The 14180-nt window shown below is 62.1% G+C and carries 14 protein-coding genes, 1 tRNA gene and 1 pseudogene; 7 read left to right on the top strand and 9 right to left on the bottom strand.

Translation table 11 applies throughout. The features are described from left to right. Window positions 1-262 precede the first annotated feature (262 nt). The 5 genes from FJ546_RS03440 to FJ546_RS03420 form a co-directional block, all read right to left on the bottom strand. On the bottom strand, window positions 263-682 hold the full coding sequence (locus tag FJ546_RS03440) for a hypothetical protein (RefSeq protein ID WP_246686734.1): 420 nt from the start codon (window positions 680-682) through the stop codon (window positions 263-265). Window positions 683-1005: 323 nt separating this feature from the next. Continuing rightward, window positions 1006-1446, bottom strand: a complete 441-nt coding sequence (locus FJ546_RS03435; RefSeq protein ID WP_140888095.1) for a hypothetical protein — start codon at window positions 1444-1446, stop codon at window positions 1006-1008. Window positions 1447-1659: 213 nt separating this feature from the next. Further along, window positions 1660-2484 carry an alpha/beta hydrolase gene (locus tag FJ546_RS03430; protein WP_140888094.1) on the bottom strand — a complete coding sequence of 275 codons (825 nt, stop codon included), beginning with the start codon at window positions 2482-2484 and terminating at the stop codon, window positions 1660-1662. Between the two features lie 10 nt (window positions 2485-2494). Next, a complete protein-coding gene (locus FJ546_RS03425; RefSeq protein WP_140888093.1) occupies window positions 2495-3982 on the bottom strand; it encodes an NAD-dependent succinate-semialdehyde dehydrogenase in 1488 nt (495 codons plus the stop codon). A 16-nt stretch (window positions 3983-3998) separates the two neighbouring features. Further along, window positions 3999-5225, bottom strand: a complete 1227-nt coding sequence (locus FJ546_RS03420) for an iron-containing alcohol dehydrogenase (RefSeq protein ID WP_140888092.1) — start codon at window positions 5223-5225, stop codon at window positions 3999-4001. Window positions 5226-5427: 202 nt separating this feature from the next. Here FJ546_RS03420 and FJ546_RS03415 point away from each other — a divergent pair, with 202 nt between their 5' ends. From FJ546_RS03415 to FJ546_RS03405, 3 genes are read left to right on the top strand one after another with little or no spacing between them, the layout of a single operon-like run. Continuing rightward, window positions 5428-6129, top strand: coding sequence for a GntR family transcriptional regulator (locus tag FJ546_RS03415; RefSeq protein ID WP_140888091.1), 702 nt, complete (start codon window positions 5428-5430; stop codon window positions 6127-6129). Window positions 6130-6140: 11 nt separating this feature from the next. Next, complete coding sequence (locus FJ546_RS03410) at window positions 6141-6365, top strand: hypothetical protein (RefSeq protein ID WP_140888090.1); 225 nt, start codon at window positions 6141-6143, stop codon at window positions 6363-6365. Further along, window positions 6331-6924 (top strand): DJ-1/PfpI family protein, encoded by a 594-nt coding sequence (locus tag FJ546_RS03405; RefSeq protein ID WP_010913455.1) that lies wholly within the window; start codon window positions 6331-6333, stop codon window positions 6922-6924. The genes FJ546_RS03410 and FJ546_RS03405 overlap by 35 nt, the downstream gene beginning before the upstream one ends. Before the next feature lie 135 nt (window positions 6925-7059). On the opposite strand, the pseudogene FJ546_RS31485 reads toward FJ546_RS03405, so the two are convergent. Further along, window positions 7060-7202 (bottom strand): annotated as a pseudogene (locus FJ546_RS31485) (integrase); the annotation flags it as partial. A gap of 323 nt (window positions 7203-7525) precedes the next feature. Then, window positions 7526-8353, bottom strand: a complete 828-nt coding sequence (locus FJ546_RS03395; RefSeq protein WP_140888089.1) for an oxidoreductase — start codon at window positions 8351-8353, stop codon at window positions 7526-7528. A gap of 121 nt (window positions 8354-8474) precedes the next feature. On the opposite strand from FJ546_RS03395, the gene FJ546_RS03390 reads away from it, so the two are divergent. Beyond that, window positions 8475-9365 carry an AraC family transcriptional regulator gene (locus FJ546_RS03390; RefSeq protein ID WP_140888088.1) on the top strand — a complete coding sequence of 297 codons (891 nt, stop codon included), beginning with the start codon at window positions 8475-8477 and terminating at the stop codon, window positions 9363-9365. Between the two features lie 384 nt (window positions 9366-9749). Here FJ546_RS03390 and FJ546_RS03380 read toward each other — a convergent pair. Both FJ546_RS03380 and FJ546_RS03375 read right to left on the bottom strand, forming a co-directional pair. Then, window positions 9750-9825, bottom strand: a tRNA-Phe gene (locus FJ546_RS03380). Between the two features lie 312 nt (window positions 9826-10137). After that, window positions 10138-11010 carry a helix-turn-helix domain-containing protein gene (locus FJ546_RS03375; RefSeq protein WP_095775269.1) on the bottom strand — a complete coding sequence of 291 codons (873 nt, stop codon included), beginning with the start codon at window positions 11008-11010 and terminating at the stop codon, window positions 10138-10140. Window positions 11011-11114: 104 nt separating this feature from the next. On the opposite strand from FJ546_RS03375, the gene FJ546_RS03370 reads away from it, so the two are divergent. From FJ546_RS03370 to FJ546_RS03360, 3 genes are all read left to right on the top strand, one after another. Next, window positions 11115-12386 carry an extracellular solute-binding protein gene (locus tag FJ546_RS03370; protein WP_140888086.1) on the top strand — a complete coding sequence of 424 codons (1272 nt, stop codon included), beginning with the start codon at window positions 11115-11117 and terminating at the stop codon, window positions 12384-12386. A 94-nt stretch (window positions 12387-12480) separates the two neighbouring features. Continuing rightward, window positions 12481-13341, top strand: coding sequence for a sugar ABC transporter permease (locus FJ546_RS03365; RefSeq protein WP_010914049.1), 861 nt, complete (start codon window positions 12481-12483; stop codon window positions 13339-13341). Beyond that, window positions 13338-14174 (top strand): carbohydrate ABC transporter permease, encoded by an 837-nt coding sequence (locus tag FJ546_RS03360; protein ID WP_019860421.1) that lies wholly within the window; start codon window positions 13338-13340, stop codon window positions 14172-14174. The genes FJ546_RS03365 and FJ546_RS03360 overlap by 4 nt, the downstream gene beginning before the upstream one ends. Window positions 14175-14180: the final 6 nt, after the last annotated feature.

The following is a 14180-nucleotide window of genomic DNA, read 5'->3' as shown; positions in this document are numbered from 1 at the left end:
CCGGCCGACTGGGTCGAATGCAACACGTGTCCGCGTTCCGATGGCGCGCCATCATCCTATTCTATTTGGACCATGTTCGCGGGAAAAAGATGATGCCGCGCGTCAATTTCAGCGCCGCAGCGTCCTGCGCGACTGCGGCGGGGAGTCGCAGCGCTGGGCGTGAGGCGGGCAATTGTTGACTGGGAAGGCGTTCGCGGTGCGGGAAAGGAACATCGCCCTTGCTCAACGCCTGCCTCGGTAGGATGGTGGGCACCTCGCGCCCTCATTCCTGTGAAGGGGAGGCGCTCAATCGACGATAGGGCACGCCATCGAAGCTTGCCGTCACAAAATCAGTGACGGACATCTTGCGATTGCGTCCGTCGCTGCAGGCGTAGACCGGCCAACCGGCATCGCTGCATTCGCTGGCAGCGCAGATACGCGCTACGCAGTTACCGATAGTCAATCGGAAGCCGCCCTTGCCGGCGAAGCCTTGCAACAAGCTGCCGTCCGCCGAGCGCCAGGTCCGCGCACGGAATTCCGCCCGCAAAAGCGATGGTTCGAGAGAGACCGCAAGATTGGTTTCGCCGGCACGTCCTGCGAACTGCAGACGGAAGCGCGCCATCGCAGTCGTGTATGCGGTCACAAGATCCGATTCGCGAAGATAGGAGATCGGCAGGTTGGAGCGGTCAAGCAGATGAGACATGCGCTCGCTTGCCTCTACCGGCGTCAGCAAGACGACAAAGGTAAGAAGGGCGAAGCGGGCTCGCGACATTTTCCAGCAGCCATATCGATCTCGGCCTGCCGGGTTGGCCCCGGTTGCCCTGAGTAACATCCCGCCAATCGTCGCCCCGTGCAAGCCGCTTGCTGAAGCAGTCCAAGGCGGCCGAGAGTGCAATTCGCAAGGCCACCGAGTTAATGCGCTTGGAGCCGAAGAGATGACACCGCATCGACGAATTTGCGCGGGCGATGGCGAGGAATGCTCGGCGTTTGCGGCAAGCAGGAACACCTGCCGCCAGCCGGGGTTCCTTAGCTGGCGCGGGCCGGCGGCAGCTCAAACAGGTTGGCGCCGTTCTCCTGGCCGCGCTTGGCATAGCCGATAATGCCGAACCATCGGGCGACGTCAGGCCCCTGCAGCCAGCTGCGCGAATGGATGGGAAGGTTGCCGGCAAGTGCCTGGATGTGCCTGATATGTCGCTTGCAGAAGCGCACCGTCGAGGCGCGGAAAAAGTCCTCCTGCGCGGCAAACAGCGTATCGGCGGCGTCGCTGTTCTCATGCCAGGCGATGATCGCCACGGCCTTCTCGCCCTCCACCAGCGCGTGCGCCCGGCCTTCCTTCAGATTCATCATCAGATTGTCGTAGGCGACCTTGCTGTCCTTGCCGGCCGCCGCGTACTCCTCCGACATCCGCTTGGACAGGCCATGAAACACATCCTCGAGATCCCCGAGCGTTGCTGCGCGTGCTCTCATTTCACCTCCTGCAGCCCCGGCAGGGAGTTTGCCCTAAGGGTGAGGGATCACCAAGCAAATCGAATCCGCCGAATGGCCAATGAGAGCAAAGCTGTTTCGCTCGGCGAGTCGCCTGGTCGCGCAATAGGGCCAAGTCCCGAGGTTGCGCAACTGCCCACTGAGCCGCGCACATCACACTGCGACCTCCTCATTCGGGTCGGCTCGGCATTGCCTTTAGAAGAGGGTCGTTTCAATCATCTGCATCAGGCAATCGCCAACTTGCGTACCGATGATGCCCAGATCCCGTACGCTCGTCATATGGTTCCGGTCATTCAGGCAGAGGTCGCGGACACCGTGCCCCCGCGCGCGCAGGAGCGTTCCGAAGTCGGCCGCCTGCTGATGAAAAGGGGGCGTTTCCTGGTCCCCGACGAGAATGATCACTGCCGTCTTCGGGTCATGCTGCCGCATCGTTGGCGTGAAGGCAGCTGCCTCCTCGTCGGTGATGCCGATCAACGGCTCGAGGAAGGATTTCTGCAGGGGCTTCAGGTCGTAGAGGCCGCCCAGCAGCAGCGCTGCGTGGATGCGTGACGGCATTGGCGCCTTTTCAAACAGGAATGTGGCCAGGTGCGCACCGGCCGAATGGCCGCTGACGCTTATCCGGCCGCGATCGCCGCCATGGTCGACGATGTTGTCCATCACCCATTGTTTGGCGCGCCGGACCTGTTCCACGATCGCCGCCATCCTGAACTCGGGCATCAGCGCATAATCGACGATGACCGCGATCGCACCGGCTTGGGTGACTGTATTCGCCACATAGGAATAGTCACTCCTTGAAAACATCCGCCAGTAGCCGCCGTGGATGAAAATATGAACGGGAAGATTCCGACGCTCGCCCGGCGGAAAGAACAGGTCGAGCCTCTCGGCCTCGCCGTTGCCATAGGCGACATCAGCCACCATCGGCAGCGTCGCCCGGGTCGTGGCGCTGCGCGCCACGATATCGGCCACGATGTCATCAAAGTCGGCAACGTGGTCGCGGGTGCGGAAGGGGTCTTTCTGCATGGCTGCCCGATCAGAAGGTAACGGCGATATACTTCGCCTCCATGAACTCGGCGATGCCGTGGTGCTGGCCGCCCTCGCGACCCAGGCCGCTCTGCTTGACGCCGCCGAACGGCGCCGCGGGATCCGACATCAGCCCCCGATTGAGGCCGATCATGCCGGCTTCGATCCGCGATGCCACCCGCAATCCTCGGCCCACATCGCGCGTATAGATATGGGCGGCAAGGCCGTATTCCGTGTTGTTGGCGTGCATGATGGCTTCGGCCTCGGTCTCGAATCGCGTGACGGGCGCTACCGGCCCGAAGATCTCCTCATGCGCCATGTCGGCATCGGGCGGAACCTGCGACAGGACCGTCGGCGGATAAAAGAAGCCTTCCTCTTCCGGGATAGAGCCGCCGCAAAGCACCCTGGCGCCCCGGCCCACGGCGTCCTTGATCAGGCGGTCGATCTTGTCGACCGCCTTTCTGGTGATCATCGGCCCGCACTCGGTGTCCGCACTCATGCCTGGTCCGACCTTGAGAGCTGCCATGCGCTTGCGAAGGCCGTCGGCGAACGCGTCATGGATGCCCGACTGAACATAGATGCGGTTGGCGGCTGTACAGGCCTCGCCGGCATTGCGCATCTTCGCGATCATGGCGCCGTCGAGCGCGGCATCGAGGTCGGCATCGTCGAAAACGACAAAGGGTGCATTGCCGCCGAGTTCCATCGAGCAGGAGACCACATGCTTGGCCGCTTCGCCAAGCAAGGTTCGTCCGACGCCAGTCGAGCCGGTGAAAGAGAGCTTCCTGACGCGCGGATCGGCCAGCATGGCCGAGGTCAGCGGACCGGGACTGGTCGTGGTGAGCACGTTGACGACGCCGGCCGGCACGCCGGCCTCGCTGTAGAGCGCGGCCAGCGCATAGGCCGTCAGCGGCGTCTCGCTGGCCGGCTTCAGGATCACCGTGCAACCGGCCGCCAACGCCGGTGCGATCTTCCGTGTCGCCATCGCGGCAGGAAAATTCCAGGGCGTGATCAGCACGCAGATGCCGACCGGCTCATAGTCGACCACTATGCGGTTGGTGCCGGACGGCGCGGTGCCGAACTCGCCGGTGATGCGGACCGCTTCTTCCGCGTTCCAGCGGAAGAACTCGGCGGCGTACGCAACCTCGCCGCGCGCGTCGCGCAGAGCCTTGCCGTTCTCCAGCGAGATCAGCATGGCGAGCGTTTCCGACCGCTCGACCATGAGTTCGAAACAGCGCCTGAGGATTTCCGAGCGCTCGCGTGGCGCTGTCTCCCGCCATGCCGTCGCCGCCTTGGCCGCCGCATCGACGGCTGCCAAGGCGTCCTCGAGCGTCGCGTCGGGAACCGCTGCGATGACGGATCCCGACGAAGGATCGACGACGTCGATGACCCGGCCATCGGAAGATGGTCGCCATCTGCCGTCGATGTAGAGTCCGTGCGAAAAGCCGCGAACATCATAGTCGTCCTGGTCGATCCACAGCGCATTGGGAGGAAGGTTCATGGTCTTGTTCCGTGGACTACATGGCGCAGGCTGCGAGGTCGCCGTCATGGGCGGCCTGGACCAGGCGCCGCATGGCGGTGAGATCGAAGGGGCGCGGGTTGTTCTTGATCAGGCGATCGATGCCGAGCGCCTGATCGGCGGTCCAGTCGAGCTTGTCGGCGGGAAGGCCGAGATCGGCCAGCGTCGGCGTGATGCCGATCGCCGTGAATAGCCGTCGGATTTCCTCGATTGTGGCGTCCGCCATCTCCCCGGCGCTCCGCCCCTTGGCCTCAAGGCCAAGCGCTGCGCCGATCTCTGCCATTTCCGCGGCGACCACGCGGCTGTTGTAGGTCATGACGTAGGGCATCATCGTTGCGACGCCCAATCCGTGCGCCGTGTGGGTGAGGGCGCCCGCGGGATATTGCACGGCATGCGCCGCCGCCGTGCCGGCGGTGCCGAATGCGCAGCCCGCCGCCAGCGCGCCCATCATCACATCGGCGCGCGCATCGGCATCGGTGCCGTCGGTGCAGACTTTCTCCAGGCTGCGGCCCAGCAGTTTTATGGCCAGCAAGGCGAAATGGTCGGTCAACGCGGTCTTGCCGATGAAAACATGCTGTTGCGTCAGGCTGGGGTCCTCGCCGCGCCGCTTCGCGGTGAAGGCCTCGATCGCATGGGTCAAGGCATCGGCGCCGGCTATCGCGGTCAGGGCAGGGGGGCAGGTCATCGTCAGTTCGGGGTCGCACAAGGCAACCGCCGCGATCAGATAGGGGCTCGATATGCCGACCTTGAGCGTCCGGTCCGGATCGGAGATCACCGCGACGGGCGTCACTTCGGAGCCGGTGCCCGCAGTGGTGGGCACGGCGATGAGCGGCAGCGTCGGGCCGGGCACCTTGAACTCCCCATAGTAGTCCTGAAGCTTGCCGCCATGGCTGAGCAGCAAGCCGGCGCATTTGGCGAAATCGAGGCAGCTGCCGCCGCCGATGCCGATCACCATCTCGGGCTGGAATTTCGCGGCCTCGTCGACGCAAATGCCGACGCTGTCGCGCGGCACGTCGGGGAGCACGCGGTCATGCACCAGCACCTCGATCGAGGCGGCCTGGAGCGATTTGACAATTTCCGCGAACACCGCCGTGCCGGCGAAACGCTCGTCCGTACAGACCAGGGCGCGCCGGCCGAACCTGCCGGCGACTGTCGGCAGCACATGGCGCTGGCCTTTCCCAAAAAGGATTTCACGCGGAAGCCGGAGGGCGGCGAAGAGGCTCATGGATATCTTTTGTCCTTTGGCGGCGCCTGAACTGGGAAGGATTGTCACGACGGATCCACCATCTGTCCGCAACGGCGCCAGCGACATTCTGCAGCACCATGTAATGGCTCGAAAAGCATATCCGCTTTAGAATCGTATAGGATATAGGATTGCATCGGTTGGAGCATCGTGATAGCAGTCCGCACTGTCAAGAGGTAAAAAGATGCAGGCCGCGAGCCCGATCGACACGACCGAAACGGCCGCCGGCAGCGGTCGCATCCAGCGCTCCAACAGCCTGGTCGAGGATGTCTATGAAGCGATCTTCGCGCAGCTGATGGCGCTGAAGATCGCGCCGGGTTCGCGCATCACCGTCGACAGCCTGGTCAAGGAATTCAACGTCTCGCACACGCCGATCCGCGAGGCGCTCGGCCGCCTCGAAGGCGAAGGCCTGGTGCTCAAGACTCACCTGATCGGCTATCGCGCGGCACCGCAAATCACACGCCGCCGGTTCGATGAATTGTACGAGATGCGTCTTCTGCTTGAGCCGCATGCCGCGGCGAAGGCCGCCGCTGCCATGGATGAAGCCAAGCTCAACATTTTGCTGGAAGCGGCCGGCGTGATGTCACGGCGCGAAGGCAAGGACGATCGCCTGCGTTATTCGAATTTCGCCCGGCAGGACGCGATCTTCCACGACAAGATCATGGAGTTTTCGCAAAACGAACTCATTCGGCAGACGTTGAGCCACCAGCATGCCCACTTCCATATCTTCCGCCTGATGTATCATGCCCGCGTGACCGAGGAAGCGCTCGACGAACACGAGGCGATCCTTGCCGCGTTCGGCGCGGCCGATTCCGACGCCGCCCAAAAGGCGATGCTCGTCCACATCGAGCATTCGCGCGATCGCTTGCTTCCGGCCTTCGATTGAGGTCGGAGCCGATGTCCATTGCCGCCAATATCGCCGGAGAGGGACGAAGCACGCTGCCCATTGGTGCCGTGCCGGGCGCCGTCGAACCGATGCTGCGCGCCGAGCGCCTATTTCCCGGATTCGCCAGTCTGATCCGACCCCATTTCGAAGACAGGCGAGCCGCGATCCGCGCCTCGCCCAGCCGCAACAGGAGGAAGAGCCATGCCAGGCAAGAAAATACTGATGCTGACCGGTGAGTTCACCGAGGAATACGAGATATTCGTCTATCAGCAGGCGATGGAGGCCGTGGGCCACACGGTTCATGTGGTATGCCCCGACAAGAACGCCGGCGACCTGATCAAGACCTCGCTGCACGACTTCGAGGGCGACCAGACCTACACCGAAAAGCTCGGTCACTACGCGCTGATCAACAAGACGTTCTCGGAAGCCGAAAGACAGCTCGACCAGTATCATGCCGTCTACTGCGCCGGCGGCCGCGGGCCGGAATACATTCGTACCGACAAGCGCGTGCAGGCGATCGTGCGCCATTTCCATGAGACCAAAAAGCCGATCTTCACGATTTGCCACGGCGTCCAGATTCTGATCGCGGTCGATGGCGTCGTCCGCGGCAAGAAGGTTGGGGCTCTCGCGGCTTGCGAGCCGGAGGTGACGCTTGCCGGCGGCACTTACATTGACCTGTCACCCACCGATGCCTATGTGGACGGGACGATGGTTTCCGCCAAGGGTTGGACCGCGCTTGCCGCGTTCATCCGCGAATGCTTGAAGGTGTTGGGAACGGAGATACGCCACGCCTGACGCCAGACTGTTGGCGCGCACCAGCGCGCCGGCCATCTGAGCAGTTCCCGGAAAAGCACAATGCTTTCCCGTGGGAATGGCGTCAAACAAAGAGTTGGAGCAGGTTGCCGTTTGCGTGAAACGGTGAACGGCTCAAGGATCGGCAACGGCCGCACGGGCGTGGCCGTTGGTCTGACAAGCGCGCCTCTCGGCGTCGACGTCGGATCTGCGGCGGCCCGTGCGGTCGCGATCGCATGGCGAAAGACGCAGCCAATCGTCGAGCGCAGTCGTCTCGCCGAGACCGGCCGCGCGCCTCCTTCTTCAGCTTGTCACACCAATCGAATGTATAGCGAGCGTGCAGTCGCAAACGCCGCAGTGGAGGAGCCTCGTCGGGGCATTTATCGCTGCCGCAGCGGACGCTGCTGAGCTATTGGTGCCAGAGGCGGAATCCAAGTGATGGAGATCTGCCTTTGTTTCCAAATGGTTGGCGCGCAGGTGACAGCAGGGCTAACCAACAAAAATACCAACAAAATATTTCTGTGGATTGGTTCGGTTCTGGAGCGGCGTCGCTCCGGTACTTGGATCAGCGAGCGTTTTCGGTTCCTTTGCCATGCCAGCGCCGTCAACCATCGGTCGAGATGGTAACGGAATTCCAAGCTTTGATCTCATGTGTAAGGCGTTCAACCCTATCCGATACAAATCCAAGGGCATCGCTGCCGAGCAGGAGCTGTGGTGGAGGGTTGTCGGATTCGACCAAGGTTAGCACGGCTGCCGCAAGCTTGCCGGGATCGCCGAGTTGCTTGCCGCTTTTGGCCTGCCTCGCCTGCCGGATCGGATCGAACAGCGCGTCGTAGTCCGCGATCGATCGCTCGGTCCTGACCATTGAGCGTCCGGCCCAGTCCGTCCGGAAGGAGCCGGGGCAGAGCGCAGTCACGTAGACGCCGAACGGCGCCATCTCCGCGCGCATGACTTCCGAAATGCCCTGAAGAGCGAACTTGCTTCCGCAGTAGTACGCGATGCCAGGCATGGTGATCATGCCGCCCATCGAGGTCACGTTCACGATGCGTCCGCTCCGCCTTTCGCGAAATCGCGGCAGGAAGGCTTTGGCAACCGCCACGGCGCCGAAGACATTCACATCGAACTGACGCCGCATTTCTTCGAGAGGCGACTCCTCGAGGATCCCCTCGTGACCGTAGCCGGCATTGTTGATCAGCACGTCGACCGGCCCATGGTCTTCCTCGGCCTGTCGGACGACATCGGCTATCCGGTCGAACTCCGTCACATCGCAAACGACGGACGGCACCGCAGGCAGGCGTTCCGCAAGGGCTGCACGCGACCGTTCCGAGCGGACGGCGCCGACGACTTTATGGCCCTGACTGCTCGCGACCGCTGCAATCGCGAAGCCGAAGCCGGAGTTCGCGCCGGTGATGAAAAAGGTCTTTCGAGACATATCTGACGTTCTCTTCTTGATTGATCGATGCCTTTGATCAATAGTTTTCGGAGAGCCGCTAATCGATCGCAATACCGATGATTCTCTTGCCAAATCCTATCAAGATGGGGAGCGGGGGTCAGTGCATCACGAGCTGATCGAACTGGCTGGGCTTCTTGCCCCCAACCACGGATACAATCTGACAGGGCTTGACGGAGTCCGCATTCTCAGGACCGAGACGGTGCTTCACAACACCCCCGTGCTCTACAAGCCCGGCGCGGTGTTCGTGCTGCAGGGCCGTAAGCAGGGCATGCTTGAAGGTGAGGTCTATCTCTACGATGAAGAGCACTATCTGGCCGTGTCGGTGCCCGTTCCGTTTCGGATGGAATCAGTGGCCAGCGCGGGACGGCCCCTGCTTGCGGTCTATGTCGAGTTCAATATGCGCCTGGCTGCCGAGATCGCCTCGGAAATAGCGGGAAGACGTTCCGCACCGACAGCCGGCAAGGTGAGAGGTCTGGTTTCGAGCAGAATGGAGCCGAGTATCGAGGATGTCGTGCTACGTCTGCTGCGGGCGTTGCGCGATCCTGTCGAGGTTGCGGTTCTGGGAGCAGGCATCCTGCGCGAGCTGCACTACCGGGTGCTCGTAGGCCCGCAAGGCGGTGCGATGATCTCAGCCCTGCAGCAGGGGGGCGCTTCCGGGCGGATCGTGCAAAGCCTCGCCCGGTTGCGTGAAACCTACAGTTCGCGGATTTCGGTCCCCGCGCTGGCTGCTGAAGCAGGCATGAGTGTCCCCTCCTACCACGTCCACTTCAAGGCCCTGACGGGCAGCAGCCCGATCCAGTACGTGAAGGCGATACGGCTCCACGAGGCGCGGCTGATGATTGCGCGCAAGGACAAGACGATCGCAGAGGTCGCGGCATCGGTTGGCTACACCAGTCCTGCCCAGTTCAGCCGTGACTTCAAACGACACTTCCGGCGCACGGCATCGGACGAGGCCGAATGGGTTCGAGGGCATCTGGGTGAGTTTGCCTGAACCGTCTTGGCATGAAAATCGCTGCCTAGGGGCGCAAGGCTGTCGTGCAATGCGTTCGGAGATGGGGAAGAAATTACTCCCGATTCTACTGGCGATGCGCGAGATCTCGCCTGAAGGGCAGGCTTTCGGGTCCCCTTTGCTGACCACAAACCAGGCGGGCTCCATATGGAGCAGCACCGCCTACAATGACAGTCGTGGGCCAGCCCGTCACTTCAAGACCTTCGTAGGGCGTATAGTCTGCGCCGTCATGCAACTCGTTGAGCTTATGGTCATGGGTGCCTACGGTCATTCGGCATGGATTTTAAGTCGCGCTATAGTTGTACCAAAGAAATTATATCGAAAAAACAAAAGCTTACACGGAGTAAAAATACAACTTAAGGTTGTTGGTGCCCAGAGGCGGATTCGAACCACCGACACGCGGATTTTCAGTCCGCTGCTCTACCAACTGAGCTATCTGGGCCTGTTCCGGCAAACGAAAACGCGTGAACCGGATTTCATGAAGGCGCCGTGGGCGCCCCTTGAAAGCGCGTGGGTTATAGCACGGGAATTTAGCCTGTCCAGCGCCTAGGTGGCGATTTCCGGCAGGAAAAGCGAGGCTGTGGAAAGGCTGGCTTCCTCAGGCGCTTTCATTGCCGTTAAGGCGCGCGGGCTGGGCCCTTCCGGCCTTTTTGCCGGTCCCGGCGTCGCAGCAACTGCGGGATCCGTCCTTGGCCAATGATCGAGATGCCGCAATGCATTCGCTTCGATGGCAAGCCGGCAACGAGCCCTCACTCTACCTCGCGCCGGCCACACCCTTGCGGAAGTCGGAGGGTGTCATGCCGGCCAACTTGCGGAAGGATTTGTTGAAGGCGCTGAGCGAGCCGAAGCCGGAGTCCATGGCGACGCGCAGCACATTGGCATCCTGATGCATCAGCAATGCCTGCGCGTAGCTCAGCCGCAGAAGGTTGACGTATTCGTTGAGCGTCATGCCGGTCGATTTCTTGAACAGGCTCATGGCGTATTTGGGATGGATGTCGGCCGCCGCCGCTATGTTCATGCAATCTATGTCGTAGAGGAAATTCTCGGCGATGAAGTCGCACATGCGCCCGACATTGCGCGAGGATTGCTGGTCGAAGGCGCTGCCGGCTTCCTGCCCGGCCGCCGTCTCGGGCACCAGTCGGTAGGGTTCGAACCGCACCCGCTCCAACCGCAGCAGAAGCTCGTTGACGGCATGCTCGGCCTTGGCCGGATCACCCGAGCGGGCATAGCTGTTCCAGCGGGCGAAATTGTCGTTGTCGGATTGGTCGGTGGCGCTGGTCACCAGTGTCGCACCGGTCATCAGCCGGTGGCGCACGTCGGCCGGCAGATGCAGGCGGAAGAAATGCACCAGCGGCAGATGCGCGCCGGCATAGATGGCGTCGTCGCTGAGATCGTCCATCTGGTGCGGCAGGCCACCCCAGAAGAAGCACATCTCGCCAGCCGAAAGCGAGATTTCGTGCTCGTTCATGCGGTAGTGCACGCTGCCGCGGACGATGAAATTCACCTCGACCTGGGCATGCCAGTGCGGTTTGAGCATTACCAGCGGAGCGGTGTGAAACATCTGCAGGAGCAGCGGCAGGCCTTCCACGCTGCTGGCGCCTGGCTGGTAAAACGGCCGCTCCGGCATCTTACTTTCCGCCAATTCCGTATTCCCTTTGTCGGCGACAAGCCTTCCGCGCCGAATAGTGTAGCCACGCTCGCAGAGAGAGCAAATGAAATGGGAGGATTTCAATGCGCATCACACTGACCTGCGCCGCGCTCGCGCTTGCCCTGGGCTCAGCCCCGGCCTTTGCGCAGTCCGGCGAAATCACCATCTGGAGCTGGAATGTCGCCGCTTCGTCGCTGAAGGCGACGGTTGCCGGCTTCAACAAGCTGCATCCCGACATCAAGGTCACGGTTCAGGATCTCGGCAACCAGCCGACCTACGACAAGTCGATCGCCGGCTGTGCGGCCGGCGGCGTCGGCCTGCCCGACATCGTCACCATCGAGAATGGCGAAGCCGAGAATTATTGGAGCCAGTTCCCCGACTGCTTCGTCGACCTGCATACGCTGGGCTACAGTGCCGAGGACCAGAAGAAATTCCCCGATTTCAAGCGCACCGAGCTCGAGGTCGGCGACAAGGCCTATGCCATGCCGTGGGATTCCGGCCCGGTCGCCGCCTTCTATCGCCGCGACTTCTACGAGAAGGCTGGGGTGCATCCGGCATCGATCAAGACCTGGGACGATTTCATCGCCGCCGGCAAGAAGATCCAGGCCGCCAATCCCGGCGTCTCGATGACCAACGCCGATTTCAACGGCGACACCGAATTCTTCCGCATGATCTCCAACGAGCAGGGCTGCGCCTATTTCGCCGAGGATGGCCAGTCGATCACGGTCAGCGAACCCAAATGCGTCGACGCCCTGACCAAGGTCAAGGAGATGAAGGACGCAGGCATCGTGTCGTCCGCCGACTGGAGCACCAAGATCACCAATAACACGGCGGGCACAGTCGCCACCCAGGTCTATGGCGGCTGGTATGAAGGCACCATCCGCACCGAATCGGCTGGCGAGAACGGCAAATGGGGCGTCTATCTGATGCCGAGCCTAACGGCCGACGGTCCCCGCGCCGCCAATCTCGGCGGCTCGTCGCTGGCCATTACCTCGGCCTCGAAGAACAAGGAGGCGGCTTACGAATACCTGAAATACACGCTCGGAACCAATGAAGGCCAGATCACCATGCTGAAGGAGTTTGGCCTGGTCCCCTCGCTGGTCTCGGCGCTGGATGACCCCTACGTCAGCCAAGGCCTGCCCTATTGGGGTGGCCAGGCGGTGTGGAAGGATATTCTGGGCACCTTGCCCAAGGTCGTCCCCAGCCGCGGCACGCAGTTCCAGAGCGATGCCGAAATCATCGTCCGCGCGGTGCAGACCAAATATCTGGCCGGTGGCTATCCCGACGCCAAGGCGGCACTCGACGACGCCGCAAAACAGATCGCGGCGGCGACCGGATTGCCGGTCAAATCATAACCTCCCAGGGACGGGGTCCGGGACGGCTCTTGCCGCCCGGACTCTGCGCCTGCGAGCTTGTCTGAAACACCGGATATGAGGGAGAAGCAGCAGGATGCGCAACCGCAACGCCACGGCCTATCGTTTCCTGGCGCCTTATCTGCTGATCTTCTCCGTCTTCTGGGTATGGCCGATCATCTCGTCGTTCATGATCTCCTTCCAGGCGACACGCACCGTTCCCTGGCGTTTCGCGCCGGGCTTCAACTGGGGCCGGCTGATCGGCGATCCGGCCTTCTTCAACGCGCTGAAGAACACGCTGCTCATTCTCGTCATCCAGGTGCCGGTGATGATCGCGCTGGCCATGGTGATGGCCGTGCTTTTGAATTCGCCGCTCTTGAAGGCGAGGGGTCTCTACCGCTTTGCGTTCTTCGCTCCGGTCGTCGTCGGCGAGGTCGCCTATTCGGCGGTGTTCCGGCTGATGTTCAGCCTCGATTTCGGCATCGTCAACAAGCTTCTGAACAGCGTCGGGCTGCCCAAGATCGACTGGTTCTCCAATGTCACGCCGGCCATGGCGCTGATCATGATCGCGGTCACCTGGCGTTGGGCCGGCTACAACGCCATCATCCTTCTGGCCGGCATGCAATCCATCCCCGAGGATGTCTACGAGGCGGCGACGCTCGACCGCGTCAGCAAGCTCAAGCAGTTCTTCTACATCACCTTGCCGCTCTTGAAGCCGGTCATCGTGTTCTGCCTGGTGCTCTCGATCATCGGCACCATGCAATTGTTCACCGAGCCCTTCCTGATCACCGAGCGCGGCGGACCGGGCGGCGGCACCGAGACGCTCGGCCTGCTGCTCTACCGCCAGGGGTTCCGGTCGCTCAATTTCGGCTATGCCTCGGCCGTCGCCTACACCATGGCGGCGCTGGCGATCGCGATCACACTGGTGCAACTGTGGCTGACGAGGGAAAAGCAATGAGTTCGCTCTCCTCCGCCCGCCTGAGGCGCAGCATCGCGCTGCATCTTTTCCTCACCCCGCTGGCGCTGATCTGGTTGTTCCCGCTGTGGATGATGGTGGTGTTCTCGACCATGCCCGACAACGGCATCTTCAGCCCCGGCATCGAGCTTTTGCCGCACGGCAATTTCGTCGACAATTTCAACAATCTGCAGCGCGACACCAATTTCGTCGGCGCCATCGGCATCTCCGTCTCGGTGGCGGTGACCTACACCTTCCTGTCGGTGCTGTTGACGTCGATGGCCGGCTGGGCGCTGGCGCGCTACCAGTTCTTCGGCAAAGGCGTGGTCGTCGGCATCATCTTCGGCACCATCACGCTGCCCTATGCGGTGGTGCTGATCCCGCAATTCATCATGGTGGCGCGCGACTTCCAACTCGCCAACACCTGGGTGGCGCTGATCGTGCCGCCGCTTTTCAATTCGCTCGGCGTGCTGTTCATGCGGCAAAGTTTTTCGATGATGCCGGATGATCTGTTCGACGCCGCCCGTGTCGAAGGCGTGAAGGAGTGGCGTATCTTCCTCTTCGTCGCGCTGCCGCTGGCGCGACCGATGCTGGCCGCACTCGCCATCATCCTGTTTCTCGCCTCGTGGAACAATTACCTCTGGCCGCTTTTGATCAACAGTCAGCCCGGTTCGATGACGGCGCCGGTGGCGCTCGGCACGCTGATCGGCCTCACCAAAGTGTCGTGGGGCGGCATCATGGCGGGCGCCGTGATGCTCACCGTGCCGATGCTGATCGTCTTCGTGCTCCTGCAGCGCCATTTCATCGCCGGCATCGCCGCCGGCGCAGTCAAGTAAGAGGCA

The sequence above is a fragment of the Mesorhizobium sp. B2-4-19 genome (genome assembly GCF_006441315.1).
GTDB lineage: Bacteria > Pseudomonadota > Alphaproteobacteria > Rhizobiales > Rhizobiaceae > Mesorhizobium.
Note: the sequence above shows the minus strand (reverse complement) of the source record. Positions and strands in the feature narration are given on the sequence as shown.

What these genes read in the sequence shown, in the direction of transcription:
- FJ546_RS03415 (WP_140888091.1), top strand. Translation starts at nt 5,428, where the DNA reads ATGCAGGCCGCGAGCCCGATCGACACGACCGAAACGGCCGCCGGCAGC.
- FJ546_RS03430 (WP_140888094.1), bottom strand. Translation starts at nt 2,484, where the DNA reads ATGCAGAAAGACCCCTTCCGCACCCGCGACCACGTTGCCGACTTTGAT.
- FJ546_RS03410 (WP_140888090.1), top strand. Translation starts at nt 6,141, where the DNA reads ATGTCCATTGCCGCCAATATCGCCGGAGAGGGACGAAGCACGCTGCCC.
- FJ546_RS03405 (WP_010913455.1), top strand. Translation starts at nt 6,331, where the DNA reads ATGCCAGGCAAGAAAATACTGATGCTGACCGGTGAGTTCACCGAGGAA.
- FJ546_RS03365 (WP_010914049.1), top strand. Translation starts at nt 12,481, where the DNA reads ATGCGCAACCGCAACGCCACGGCCTATCGTTTCCTGGCGCCTTATCTG.
- FJ546_RS03370 (WP_140888086.1), top strand. Translation starts at nt 11,115, where the DNA reads ATGCGCATCACACTGACCTGCGCCGCGCTCGCGCTTGCCCTGGGCTCA.
- FJ546_RS03395 (WP_140888089.1), bottom strand. Translation starts at nt 8,353, where the DNA reads ATGTCTCGAAAGACCTTTTTCATCACCGGCGCGAACTCCGGCTTCGGC.
- FJ546_RS03440 (WP_246686734.1), bottom strand. Translation starts at nt 682, where the DNA reads ATGTCTCATCTGCTTGACCGCTCCAACCTGCCGATCTCCTATCTTCGC.
- FJ546_RS03420 (WP_140888092.1), bottom strand. Translation starts at nt 5,225, where the DNA reads ATGAGCCTCTTCGCCGCCCTCCGGCTTCCGCGTGAAATCCTTTTTGGG.
- FJ546_RS03425 (WP_140888093.1), bottom strand. Translation starts at nt 3,982, where the DNA reads ATGAACCTTCCTCCCAATGCGCTGTGGATCGACCAGGACGACTATGAT.
- FJ546_RS03375 (WP_095775269.1), bottom strand. Translation starts at nt 11,010, where the DNA reads ATGCCGGAGCGGCCGTTTTACCAGCCAGGCGCCAGCAGCGTGGAAGGC.
- FJ546_RS03360 (WP_019860421.1), top strand. Translation starts at nt 13,338, where the DNA reads ATGAGTTCGCTCTCCTCCGCCCGCCTGAGGCGCAGCATCGCGCTGCAT.
- FJ546_RS03435 (WP_140888095.1), bottom strand. Translation starts at nt 1,446, where the DNA reads ATGAGAGCACGCGCAGCAACGCTCGGGGATCTCGAGGATGTGTTTCAT.